This window comes from Paenibacillus sp. SZ31, assembly GCF_012912005.1.
Lineage (GTDB): Bacteria > Bacillota > Bacilli > Paenibacillales > Paenibacillaceae > Paenibacillus.
The window spans coordinates 25,455-38,872 of the sequence record NZ_JABBEA010000003.1 but is presented as its reverse complement, the minus strand read 5'-3'; the positions used below and the strand labels follow the sequence as shown (position 1 = coordinate 38,872).

At 44.7% G+C, this 13,418-nt stretch carries 8 protein-coding genes; 5 read left to right on the top strand and 3 right to left on the bottom strand.

Going from position 1 to position 13,418, the window contains the following annotated elements:
* Positions 1–48: 48 nt before the first annotated feature.
* From HF638_RS07740 to galU, 3 genes are all read left to right on the top strand, one after another.
* Entirely contained in the window at positions 49–2,562 is a 2,514-nt protein-coding gene (locus HF638_RS07740) for a U32 family peptidase (protein ID WP_169479713.1), read from the top strand.
* Positions 2,563–2,695: 133 nt separating this feature from the next.
* Positions 2,696–6,334 (top strand): SNF2 helicase associated domain-containing protein, encoded by a 3,639-nt coding sequence (locus tag HF638_RS07735; RefSeq protein WP_169479712.1) that lies wholly within the window; start codon positions 2,696–2,698, stop codon positions 6,332–6,334.
* 74 nt (positions 6,335–6,408) lie between these two features.
* The gene (gene galU / locus HF638_RS07730) at positions 6,409–7,287 is read left to right on the top strand and encodes a UTP--glucose-1-phosphate uridylyltransferase GalU (protein ID WP_169479711.1); all 879 of its coding nucleotides are present in this window, start codon (positions 6,409–6,411) and stop codon (positions 7,285–7,287) included.
* 101 nt (positions 7,288–7,388) lie between these two features.
* On the opposite strand, the gene HF638_RS07725 is transcribed toward galU, so the two are convergent.
* From HF638_RS07725 to HF638_RS07715, 3 genes are all read right to left on the bottom strand, one after another.
* Positions 7,389–9,854, bottom strand: a complete 2,466-nt coding sequence (locus HF638_RS07725; protein WP_169479710.1) for an O-antigen ligase family protein — start codon at positions 9,852–9,854, stop codon at positions 7,389–7,391.
* Between the two features lie 190 nt (positions 9,855–10,044).
* Positions 10,045–10,776 carry an ABC transporter ATP-binding protein gene (locus HF638_RS07720; RefSeq protein WP_169479709.1) on the bottom strand — a complete coding sequence of 244 codons (732 nt, stop codon included), beginning with the start codon at positions 10,774–10,776 and terminating at the stop codon, positions 10,045–10,047.
* Between the two features lie 16 nt (positions 10,777–10,792).
* Entirely contained in the window at positions 10,793–11,569 is a 777-nt protein-coding gene (locus HF638_RS07715) for an ABC transporter permease (RefSeq protein ID WP_169479708.1), read from the bottom strand.
* A 206-nt stretch (positions 11,570–11,775) separates the two neighbouring features.
* Here HF638_RS07715 and HF638_RS07710 point away from each other — a divergent pair, with 206 nt between their 5' ends.
* Both HF638_RS07710 and HF638_RS07705 read left to right on the top strand, forming a co-directional pair.
* Positions 11,776–13,089, top strand: a complete 1,314-nt coding sequence (locus HF638_RS07710; RefSeq protein ID WP_169480024.1) for a nucleotide sugar dehydrogenase — start codon at positions 11,776–11,778, stop codon at positions 13,087–13,089.
* A complete protein-coding gene (locus HF638_RS07705) occupies positions 13,090–13,413 on the top strand; it encodes a hypothetical protein (RefSeq protein WP_169479707.1) in 324 nt (107 codons plus the stop codon).
* Positions 13,414–13,418: the final 5 nt, after the last annotated feature.

Below are 13,418 nucleotides of genomic sequence, written 5' to 3'. Positions count from 1 at the left end.
GATATAGGGATGAAATCCGGCGGATAGCCGGTTATGGGGAGGATCTACATGAAAACAGCAACAATACGAAGAGAAGACGTTGAACTTCTGGCACCCGCCGGTGACTGGGATTGTATGCGTTCGGCGGTAGCCAATGGCGCAGATGCAATTTTCTTCGGAGTCGAAAAGTTTAATGCACGAGCACGGGCGAACAACTTCCGCATGGACGAGCTGCCAGAGATTATGGCGTTTTTGCACAGTTATGGCGTAAAAGGTTTTTTGACCTTTAATATATTGATTTTTGAAAATGAATTGACGGATGCCAAAGAACTGATTGATGCATGTGTCGATGCAGGTGTGGACGCTGTAATTGTTCAGGATTTGGGTTTGGTGAAGATGATCCGCGAGATCTCGCCGGATTTCCCGATTCACGGTTCAACACAGATGACGATTACGTCACCGGAAGCGGTCGAGTTTACGAAGCCGTTTGATATGGAACGTGTCGTTCTGGGACGGGAGAACAACCTGAAGCAGATCCAGAAGATCGGTGAGCAGGCGAAGCTTCCAATGGAAGTATTTGTGCACGGTGCGCTGTGTGTATCCTACTCGGGTCAATGTCTCACTTCCGAAATGTGGGGAGGACGTTCGGCGAACCGCGGAGAGTGCGCACAAGCTTGTCGTCTTCCATACGATCTGATGGTGGATGGGGTGCACAAACCGATGGGTGATGTAGCTTATCTGTTGTCTCCGAAGGATCTGGCAGCGATTGATCTGATGCCGGAACTGATCGAAGCAGGAGTAACTTCTTTCAAAATTGAAGGACGTCTCAAAACGCCAGAATACGTAGCAAACGTAGTAAGCAAATACCGCAAAGCGATTGACCGTTATTTTGATGGAGATAACACACCGCCAAGCAAGGAAGAAGTTCGCGAATTGCAGCAAAGCTTCTCCCGTGGATTCACGCATGGCTTCCTGAGCGGTACAAACAACAAAGAACTGGTGGATGGAACGTTCCCGAAAAGCCGTGGTGTCTACCTCGGTCGTGTAGATCAAGTGTTGCGCGATGGTGTGGTCCTGAAACTGGATGCACCTGTGAAACGTGGAGACGGAATCGTATTTGACGCCGGAGACCCGACTCAGAAGGAAGAGGGCGGACGCGTATACGATGTACGTCGCAAAGGCGTAAAACTCGAAGGCGAAGCTGAAGAGGGCTGGATCGTTGACGTCGTGCCAGGCCGCAGTGACGTGGATTTACGCCGCGTGAAGGTTGGCGACAAAGTGTGGAAAACGAATGACCCGGCACTGGACAAACGTCTGCGTCAAAGCTTCGAGACCGAGAAGCCGTACCGTGTATTCCCGGTGAAAGTAAAAGTTATCGGCAGCCCGGGGCAGCCCCTTAGCACGTGGTGGACAGACGTGCAGAAGGGCACGACTGTCCGTATTGATTCCGAGATGGAATTGGACATCGCCCAGAAACGTCCAATGACGCATGAATTGCTCGAAGAGCAGTTCGGACGTCTGGGAGGCACAGTGTTCCAGTTGGAAGGAATGGACGTCAACCTGCACGGTGACGTCATTATCCCAATGCGCGAGTTGAATAACATTCGCCGTCAGGCGGTAGAACAACTCGCGGGCGAGCGTCCGAAACCGCCGGTCTACGTGAAACGGGCGGTAGATGTGTACGGCGATTCGGTTAAACCGGCATCGCCAGTCGCTCGCGGTCAAGCGGAGTTGACCGCGCTCTGTCGCAGCCTGCCACAAGTGGAGGCAGCGATAGAAGCAGGAATCGGCATGATCTATGCCGACTTCGAGTTTATCAAACAGTTCCCGGCAGCCGTGGAAGCTGTGCATGCCGCTGGTCGCAAGATCGCGCTGGCAACACCGCGTATTCACATGCCTGGGGAGAATGGATATCATAACAACATCCTGCGTCTGAAGCCGGATGCGGTGTTGGTGCGTAATACAGGTGCGCTGTACTTCTACCTTCGTCACCGGATGGAAAACCCGGATGTGAAGCACCCGGAACTGATCGGCGACTTCTCATTGAACATCGCCAATCACAAAGCAGTTGAGTTGTTCCTGGAAGCCGGATGTGACTGGATTACGCCATCCTATGACCTGAACATTCAACAAATGGTTGATTTGCTTGGTCACTCCCGTACAAGTCAGACCGAAGTGGTTATCCATCAGCATCTGCCGATGTTCCACACCGAGCACTGTGTGTACTGTACGTTCATGAGTGAAGGAACGGACTTTACGAACTGTGGACGTCCTTGTGAGGAACAGCGTGCATCACTGCAAGACCGGATCGGTATGTCCCACCCGGTACGTGTGGATGAAGGTTGCCGTAATACGGTATACAACGCAGTGGAGCAGTCAGGTGCCGAGTATCTGACCAACTTTATGGATCTGGGTGTATCACGATACCGTGTGGAATTCCTGGAAGAGACACCGGAGCAGGTACGTGAAGTAATTGATCTGTACAACCGTGCATTACGCGGCGAGATCAGTGGTACACAAGTTTGGAAAACCCTAAAAGCAACGAACCAACTGGGCGTTACACGTGGTCAATTGGTGAAATAAACAGCAACCCCAATCTCTGCTTTACGGAGCTCTTGGGGTTTTTTCTATAAAAGGGATACCAAGGATAAGATGACTTCAATTCAGACTTTAACAAGTCTTCGTCAAGGCAGTAGGGATAAGGAGGGTTAGACAAGTGGCGTCATTCACCATGATGGATATCAAATTGCTGTGCGGGGTCACGGCATTCAAGCGTGGCGAAGATTATAAATTATCTGGAAGAGTTACCAATATGGTCGTTAGTGAGGATAAGTGTCATTACGATGCTGTGGTTCGAGGAACCAAAAGATACAAAGTAACGGTAGACTTGGATGATGTGGGAGAGATTGAAGCAACTTGCAACTGTCCAGCTTACGGTAACTATTATGACTATTGCAAGCATGTCGCGGCTGTACTGCTGGCAATCCACGAACGGGTGGAAGAGCTGGGAGACCATGAGGCGAAAGAATCATCTCAATTAGATTCCCGGCGGGGTGCTACCTCTGGTTCAGGCTCTATTTCCAAAGTGGGTACACTGATCGAGGAAAGTCATTGGGAGCGTCCCGATTCATCTTTCAATTCAGGACAGCATCTTGACGCTGCTTCGAAACCCATGGCGTCTCCATTCTCCCAAGCAGGTCGCCCAAGCTCAGCTTCGGGTTGGGGCCGCTCGGCAGATAAACCTTCTTACCGTACGGCGGATCAGATTCTGTCCATGTTTGCCAAGGATCGGAGACCGCTGCATGGAAATGACCGTAAATACACTGCTCCTGTCAGCCGATCCTCCTTGCGGGAAGAGTTGCAAGTTCAGTTTATATGTAAGCTGACACAGGTTCACAAGGGTGGTGGGAAACTTGCTCTTGAATTGAAAGTGGGTAACAAACGTCTGTATGTGGTGCAGAAAGTGAAGCAATTCCTGAACTGTATCGAGAAGGGCGAGCCAATGTCATTTACCAAGCTGTTCCACTATGATCCATTGATGCATGTTTTCACACCGCAGGATCAGGCCATTCTCTCGATGCTTATTCGAATGAGGCAGAGTGAGGAGGCCTATCGCCAATCCATCTCCGGTTATCTGGGAGCTTCGGATGGACGGGATATACTGATTGCTCCGCTCGTATGGAAGCCATTGCTGGAATTACTACTACAGGCCGACAGTCGGATGGAGGGCACGGGATTTGCCAATGGGCCACTCACACTAGGGGAAGGGGTACTTCCTTTATTTTACCGGATCGCCCAGGGAGCGAATGAAGGATATCAGCTTGAAATTTCCGGACTGCGTGAGCTGATTCTTCTTCCTGCTTATGATGCCGCCGTGGTGGAAGGACAGTTGCATATGTTGGAGCCGATGCAGATGCGAAGTCTGGAGGACTTGAGTGGGGCGCTCACCTCATATGGGATCAAGGAAAGCATCGATATTTCGACCCAGCAGGTGGATGAGTTTGTTCAGCATGTCGTGCCAGAACTGCGTACGCTTGGACATCTGTCGATTGATTCACAGGTGCGTGAACAGATCGCGGAACCGGAACTTTCACCGAAGCTGTACATCGACTTCTATCGTGAACGTATTACAGCGCGTCTGGAATTTGACTATGAGGTCATGGTTATTAATCCGCTTGCAGAGTACTTGATAGATGAAGAAGAGAAAAAGGTTATTTTGGTGCGTGACCGATACAAAGAGCGGAATCTGATTGAACGGCTTGATCGATCCTTTCTCGAAAGGGATGGTAGTGTCTGGGCTAGTGAACGGGAAGATGCCATCTATGATGTCATGTATCATATGCTGCCTGAGCTAGAGAAGCAGGTGGAGATCTATATGCCTAGCGCCGTAAAAGCCATGGTGCAATCCTACTCAACACAGCCGAAAGTCCGGGCAGATTTGGGGAGAGGGCTGGACTGGCTTGAGATTTCATTCGAGATGGAAGGTGTGGATGAGCAGGAGCTTCAGGAACTCATGCGCCGCATTGTGGAAAAGAAACCGTATTTCCGTCTCAAGAGCGGTGTCTTTCTCTCGCTTGAAAATGAAGGTGCAGACAGCTTCGCTCACATGGCCGATTCACTCGGACTTGGAGCAGATGACATCAAGAGTAGCCATATTCGGCTGCCAGCTGTTCGGGCGTTACAATTGCCAGGCAGGGATGAGGTTTCCGGAAATGTGAAGTGGGGAGGCTCCCTGAAACGTTTCCTTGATGATCTGCGTGATCCCGAACGGATGGATTTTACACTGTCAGAGACACTGGCCCCCATCCTGCGGGATTATCAGAACAGCGGATACCAGTGGCTGCGCACCCTCGCTTATTATCGTTTTGGCGGCATTCTTGCAGATGATATGGGACTTGGCAAAACATTGCAAAGCATCGCGTATATCACAGCGGTGCTTCAGGAGAAGCCTGAGTACAACATGGACCATACGGGCGGTGATAAATACAGGGAGAGTGGATCATTATGGGACGGTGAGACGTTGGCTTCTGCCGGCATCGATCCCGAAACGGGACTCCCATTGGATAAGATGGCTTCAGAGAATACGGCTGGCTTATGGTCTACGATGCAGCAGGATGGACTGACGATCCGAACGAAGGTCATTCATCCTCCAGTTCTTGTCGTGGCGCCTGCCTCGCTTACCTATAACTGGGCTAATGAGTTTACGCGGTTCGCCCCGCACCTGAAAGTCCTGATCGCAGCCGGTCAGAAAGAAGAGCGAGCCAGCATGCTTTCAGGTATGGATGAGGCAGATGTGATTGTGACGTCGTATCCTTTGTTACGCCGGGATCTAGACACGTACCTTGGCCGAACATTCCATACGCTCATTCTGGATGAGGCTCAGGCGATCAAAAATGCTTCTTCCCAAACCGCGCAGGCAGTCAAACAGATTCAGGCCCCGCGCCGTTTTGCGCTCACAGGTACACCTGTGGAGAACTCGCTGGATGAATTATGGTCCATTTTCGAAGCCGTATTCCCTGGATTGTTTCCAAGTTACAGAAGATTCCGCGACCTTCCTCCGGAACGGATCTCGCGGATGGTGCGTCCATTTATTCTGCGTCGCCTGAAGAAGGATGTGCTGGAAGAATTGCCTGATCGCATTGAAACAGTACAGCGGTCAGAGCTTACGGTTGAACAGAAGAAATTGTACGCCGCATACCTTTCCCAGCTTCAGGATGAAGCATCGAAGGACATGGAGGATAACGGATTCCAGAAGAATCGCATCAAAATTCTGGCTGGCATCACGCGTTTGCGTCAGTTGTGTTGTCATCCGGCCCTCTTTGTCGAAGGATATCAAGGCGATTCTGGGAAAATGGAACAGTTGCTTGAAACGGTCGAGGATTGTTTGGCTTCAGGCAAACGTATTCTTATCTTCTCCCAATTTGCGAGCATGTTGAACCTGATTCGCCAGACGCTCGCGGCACAGGGGAGAAACCTGTTTTACCTCGATGGTCAGACCCCTGCACAGAGCCGTGTCGAGATGTGCAGCAGATTTAATGAGGGCGAAGCTGAACTGTTCTTAATCTCTCTGAAAGCTGGAGGTACCGGACTAAACTTAACGGGTGCAGATACCGTTATATTATATGATCTGTGGTGGAATCCCGCCGTGGAAGAACAGGCAATTGGCCGTGCCCATCGCATGGGACAGAAACAAGTGGTGCAAGTCATCCGCTTGGTTACCGAAGGTACGATCGAAGAGAAGATTTTGGAACTCCAGCAGCGGAAGAAGGACTTAATTGCCGAAGTGATCGAACCGGGAGACGGAGGATCGACGACCTTATCCGAACAGGATATCCGCGAATTGTTGATGGTATAATGAAGTCCAAGCATCCTAGCACTCAAAATCATTAAATATATTAAACTATGTATCTATTAAAAGGAGGGATTCGTTTGCGTATTCGCAAAGCGATTATTCCAGCTGCGGGGCTGGGTACCCGGTTTCTGCCCGCCACTAAGGCGATGCCGAAAGAAATGTTACCTATCGTGGACAAGCCGACGATCCAGTACATTATTGAAGAAGCCGTAGCTTCTGGCATTGAAGATATCATTATTGTGACGGGGAAAGGGAAACGGGCCATTGAAGATCACTTCGACTATTCATTCGAGTTAGAACAAAATCTGGCTGGTAAACAGAAGTGGGACTTGCTCAACGAAGTACGCAAACCCTCCGAGATGGCAGATATCCATTATATCCGTCAAAAGGAACCTAAGGGACTTGGTCACGCCATCTGGTGTGCACGCAAGTTTATCGGCAACGAGCCTTTTGCTGTCCTGTTAGGGGACGACATTGTGGAAGCAGATCATCCCTGCCTGAAGCAGATGATCGAAGTCTACGATGAGCTGCAATCTCCTATTGTTGGAGTACAGCCTGTTGATTGGTCCGAGGTATCCCGCTATGGGATAGTGGACGGGGAGTTACTGACCCGTACTGATGAACGTGTCTTTCGCGCCCGTCGCTTAATAGAGAAACCGAAGACTGAGGATTCGCCATCCAACCTGGCTATTATGGGACGATACATTCTTACACCGGATATCTTTGAGATACTAGGTCAACAATCTGCTGGCGTCGGGGGAGAAATCCAACTCACGGATGCATTGTCCCGATTGAATGAACAACGGCAAATTCTTGCTTATCACTTTGATGGATTGCGTCATGATGTTGGCGAGAAGCTGGGCTTCATTGAAACGTCCATACATTACGCACTTCAGCGTCCGGATCTGCGTGATGATTTGTTGGCGTATTTAAAGAAGATAACGGCATCAAACTAAACATATTCCTAACGAAGTAGATCACAAAAAAAGGTTTGCCCTTTGATGAGGGCAAACCTTTTTTGTATGGAATTATAGAGGAACACTAGTGCATTTTGATATTAGAAATTCAGTGCTGCTATCTGTTTTATCTCGTCTGCTTCGTTAGGTGCGACAGCGATAAGCTTATCATATATAGCTTGATCTTGTTGCCCCTCCTTAGTTAGAGCGGCAAGGTACCAACGAGCGATTTCACGGTTGGTAGCATCGGTCAGATCCTCTGCAATCCCACCCTTAAGGATAGAAGCAGCTCCTGCTGCGTCGTTCGACATATACTTCATTTTCCCTGCATTCAGAATCATTGTTGAAGTAAGTTCGAATGGCTTTCCTTGAAGCTGCCCTTCGGGTAGAGTTTTTAGATGTTCTACTCCCTCAACAACGTGTTGATAAGCCTCCAAACCTGAAGAGAAATAAGATTCCTTTTTTGCCACAACTCCTTGTCCAAGTGCCTGATATCCTAGATCGAACGAACGGCTAATAAGTATTTCATACCAATCCATGTCCCAGATATAGTTGTCCGCATAATCTTTTTGGAGATTGTAGGCTTGCTCATTATGGTCTTTTAGCTCATAGAGTTGAATCAACTGTTTAACCATACTTTTGTTGAACGGCTCTGCTTGTAGTGCTTTTTCTAGAAGACTTACACCTGCAGTGTAGAATAGGTCATCTTGCGTCTGTTCGAAACCTTGTTGATAGAGCGCAGATAGCGTCAATAGAGAATCAGAGTGTGTACTCCGAATGGCCAAGTCTTTATCCAACGCAGCCTTAATTTCTTCAAAAGATTGGCTTGTTTGCGTTACTTCTTTGGCTGCAATCGCATATTGATTCGCTTGTAAAAAGCGAACAGATACAATTAATAGCAAGATTACAGTCAATCCAGCAATCGTGGTATAGATTCCTCTAGCTGTACTAGGTCCTACTTTTAAACGTCGAACAGGTCGTGGTTCGATCGCTGCTGCCATACCACCAAACCCGATAAACACTAGCATACCAATGAAGACATAACTCATGTTAAAATCGAGGAGGCTCAATATCAGAATAGTCATCGACAAAATGAAATAAACAAAATGAGAGTCTCTCTCATCTTCAGTTTTTCTCAAATAGCTGCGAACGAATTGATAAAAAATGTAGAGTATAAATATCATCAATACTATAAATCCGATAAGACCGACTTCAACAAACTTCTGCATGAAGAAGTTATGCGCCTGTGCGCTTACGTAAGGATTATTTTGATATTTTTCATATAGTGCAGTCCAAGCTCCACCGCCTGCTCCAATCAAAGGGTAGTCTGAAATAACTTTGGCGGCATCTTTGTAGAAGGTGATTCGTTCCAGAACACTGTGCTGTTGGAAGTTGATGTTTTCTAGACGCGTACTAATGCTGTCAGGCAAAATGTTACGAACACTGGTACCCAACAGCAGCACTGCTACTATAATGGCGAGCAGCATGGAGCCTAGCGGAATCAACAGGCTTGCACCTTTGCGTTTACCCCAAGCTTGGAGCTTTGTTTCTAACTTGGGCGAGATCCAACGTTGAATAGCCCAGATGATGATTGCTACTATAATGGATACGGCAATCAAGTAGATCCAACCTTTGACTGCAAGTCCAGTAGAGAACTGTTGCTGCAATTCAAGTCCAGCGGTATTGACTGGATTTAGGATGGCAATCGTACCAATTCCCGAAATGGCAAGATAAATGAACCATAAGATCTGTTTTACTGGTTTAAGCAACAACAGGATGACGACGAAAACGATTGGCATCATCACAAGACCTGTCCGCGACAGTGTAAGCAACAGCGACAGCAAGATAGGAACAAGCATGAAACTATGGACCAACTGCATGTACACCTTTTTGGTGCGAATTAGGGTAAAGATACTAATGAACAGAAACGCCATCAGAAATGCTGCATATGTATTCGGGTACTGGAATACGGAAGCAAGCCGAGGACCATTGGCATCATTCCAGATCGCTTGGTTGTATACCCCATTAACTACGCCTGAAGAGAACCAACCGACTAACTTACCCGTAAAACTGAAGGCTCCTAGCCAATTCAATAGACCAAACCCGACAATTATATATGCAAGTCCTATTAAGGAAGATTGTATGACATGATTGATTTGTTTGTTCTGGAGCAGGTACATCGTCATGACGAACAACATTGCATAAATGCACTGAATCAAGATCATGTTAATTGCTAAGTAATTAGAGGCTGCATTAATAAGCGATAGCATGTAGGTAATTGGCAGTAGAATAACGACCAATTTAAGCCAATCTCGTTGGGAGTCTAGTGTGATAGTTTTGTAGTAGACCAAAGTCCATATGATGAACAGGAAGGTTGTAATCATGAGCGCCCAATAAATGGGTCCCTCAAATTGAAGTAATTGTCCGTTAAATAACGCAACTTGGAACGAGGACCAGAGTAAAAATAAGATAAGTCCTATGGAGAGAGTCCATGGGAGCGGTGAAGCCAAACCTGCGCTGGCCTTGCTCGACGTCTTTTTTGTTTTTCCGTATACTGGATTCGACAAGGTGTGAGTCTCCTTTGTTTGTAGATACGACAATATTTTAGCATACAATCGCAGTTTTTGACCAACTCAGTAAGAATACTAAGAGAAGAGAAACAGATATTAAGCAGATACCAAAAAATAGACAGAAAAATAGCGACTCTCTCGCTTTAATTTGCAGGAGGGTCGCTTATAGAAGAAAACTAATCACATTTTAATTGGATTGATAAAGATTACAGACATCTTCAGCTGGTCCCATTTCACGTATCTTTCCATCTTCAAGCCACAAAGCACGGTCACACATTGTTTTCATTTGATTGATAGAATGGGATACAAATAGGACTGTTACTCCGGATCCCATAAGCGACTTCATCTTTGCCTCCGATTTTTCTTTGAATTTATGATCTCCTACAGACAGTACTTCATCTACGATCAAAATTTCCGGTTTTACCAAAGTGGCTATAGAGAATCCAAGTCGTGCCTTCATCCCGGAAGAATAGTTTTTAATTGGTGTATGAATGAACTTTTCTAATTCCGAAAATTCAATAATTTCATCCATTTTTTCTTTAATGAACTTCTTAGAGTACCCGAGTAACATTCCATTTAAATAAATATTCTCCACTCCGGAAAGTTCAGGATTGAAGCCCCCTCCAAGCTCCAGCAAAGGGACAACACAACCATTTCTTTCTACAGTTCCCGAAGTGGGTTTAAGAATACCGGCAATAATCTTTAACAATGTACTTTTTCCTGCACCATTTAAACCTAGAATTCCAAACACTTCTCCTTTATTAACTTGAAAGCTGATTTTTTCGAGTGCTGAGAACTCATCATATTTTATTTTTTTCTGCAAACTGTGTATGAAAAATTCCTTCAATGAATTCATTTTTCCACTGAGTAGCCTGTATTTCATGGAGACGTTATCGACTCTGATGGCTATTTCGTTCATATGAAACTCTCCATCCTTATAAATAGAATATAAATTTATCCTGTTTTTTGTAGAATATCCCTAAACCTAACAGAAAAACGACCATTCCATAAATTAAACAGAATAAATTCGTTTGAAGAGAAGGAAGTATGCCATATATCAAGATGTTTCTGCTCATTTCAATAATATCAAAGATCGGGTTAAATCGGATGATGGGCATATAGCGTTCAGGTATAATGCTAGCAGGATAAAATATGGCTGATGTATACATAATGATAACTAATGCGAGTGAATAAAGATGTTGCAGATCCCTAAAGAAAGTGTAGATAGTGGCTAATATTAATCCTATCCCCAGGGAAATTAGTAAAAGATAAAATAAAGGTAAAATAATGTAGATACTTTGTAGTGAAATATTCAATCCACTTAGAAGCATGACAGGAATCAATGAAATCATAGCCAGCATTGAGGTGATAAAGGAAGATGTCACTCTAGAAATTGGAAAGAAATACTTAGGAACGTAAACTTTTTTAATTAGGCCTCCATTTGAAACAATGGATTGCATAGCGAAGTTAGTCGTTTCAGAGAAGCAAGAATATATCAGTCTTCCAATCAAAACGTAAACAGCAAAGTATTCGATATCGCTAGAAAAGAATTCCTGAAAAATGATAACTAACACAAGCATAAAAAGAAGGGGATTTAGCACGCTCCAAATAATCCCAAGAAAAGAGTTTCTATATTTGAGGGTAATGTCTTTTTTTGTGAGTTCAATCATTAAATCTTTATACTTCAGAAAATTATCCCAATATCCTCGCATAATTTGCTCCTTAATATATTCAATCGTAAAAAAGATGATTATCATAGTGCCTCGTTTATGTTAACACATTCATTATAGATCTACAATTTAGAGCAAATGAAACCTAATTTAGGAGATATCTGTCCTTCTTGAGGTTGCCATAAATTTTGTCGGAATTCATGATATAATGCTTTAATATGTAGATGAAAAGATGGAATGTGAGGAGAATTACAATGAAATTATGTGTCATTGGTTTGGGATATATCGGATTGCCCACTGCAATTATGTTTGCTAAACACAATGTAGAAGTTCACGGCGTTGATATCAATACAGAAGTTATCAAAGGGTTAGCATTAGGTAATATTCATATCGAAGAACCGGGGCTTCAAGAAATGTTGGATGAAGTTATGGATAGTGGCAGACTGAGTTTCGGAACGATAGCTCAGCCTGCTGATGCTTTCATCATTTCCGTACCTACCCCGATTAAAGCTGACAAAAGTGCAAATTTGGATTATGTAGTTCAAGCGACACAATCCATACTTCCTTACATTAAGAAAAATAATTTAATAATCCTTGAATCAACTGTACCTCCTAGAACAGTTGAAGATGTAATGATGCCCCTTCTTGAGCAAACCCGATTAAATGTTAAAGAAGATCTGTACATATCTCATTCTCCGGAGAGGGTTCTTCCTGGAAACCTTCTTGAAGAATTGGTTTACAATGATCGAATTGTTGGGGGGGTTAACACAATTTCTTCCGAGAGGACGGCTGAACTATACAGGAAATTTGTTAAAGGCACTATTCATTTAACGGATGCTACCACAGCAGAGATGGTCAAATTAATGGAAAATACCTATCGTGATGTCAATATTGCATTTGCGAATGAGATGGCAAAAATTGCAGAAAATGTGGGCTTTAATGTTTGGGATGCCATAGAACTGGCTAATTGCCACCCGAGAGTTAATATTCATAAGCCAGGCCCAGGCGTAGGGGGACATTGTATTGCTGTCGATCCATGGTTTATATATGAGTCTGCTCCTACTATAGCAAAACTTATCCATACTTCGCGTGAGATTAATGATAGTATGCCAAGTTTTGTGGTGCAAAAGCTGAAATCAATGTTTCCTTTTCCGGCAGAAGCTAAAATCGCCATTTTAGGGCTATCTTTTAAAGGGAACATTGATGATATCCGAGAGAGTCCCGCGGTGACTGTTGTTAGTCAACTTTTGAAAGTTGGCTTCCAATTGAGTGTTTTTGATCCTCATGTGGGTGAAAAATTCCCGAATAAAGAGGAAAATCTAGAGGACACCGTGAAGGGTGCTCACGCAATCTTGGTTTTGACTGATCATAGGGAGTTCAAAGAAGTAGATTCAAAAGAGATGAGAAACCTAATGAAGGGAAATATAGTACTCGATACACGCAACATTTTAGACTTAGAAAAATGGACTGAAGCAGGTTTTAGTTCTTATGTTCTAGGCGGAGCTGCTACTAATGCATTAAGAACGAAAATAAATGCAATTAGTTTTAAAGGAGGGGAGTGAGTGTTAGAGAGGGAAAGTAATGAAATTGTAATGGAGTTGTTAAAAGTCCGAAGCCAAAATAGAGAATTGAAAAATAGATTGGACACACTCTCAATAAAGTTGTTAGAACAAGCGGGTTCTTATTCAGGAAAGAAAGCTGTTGTGAAAACTAATACAGCTAATTCAATTCAATCTAGCTCCTATCTTCCATTCCCGGTGAATTTGTCATCTAAAGGATTATTGTCGAAATTCATGTTCATTACAAAAAAGTTAGCATATTTTTATGCGGTGTATGGAATTAAATTTACTTTTAAGAAACTTGTGAAAAAATTATTAAAAAGATAAAGAGA

Bases quoted from the DNA above. Each gene is read 5' to 3' on its own strand.
- HF638_RS07740 (WP_169479713.1), top strand. From the start codon at position 49: ATGAAAACAGCAACAATACGAAGAGAAGACGTTGAACTTCTGGCACCC.
- HF638_RS07720 (WP_169479709.1), bottom strand. From the start codon at position 10,776: ATGAACGAAATAGCCATCAGAGTCGATAACGTCTCCATGAAATACAGG.
- HF638_RS07715 (WP_169479708.1), bottom strand. From the start codon at position 11,569: ATGCGAGGATATTGGGATAATTTTCTGAAGTATAAAGATTTAATGATT.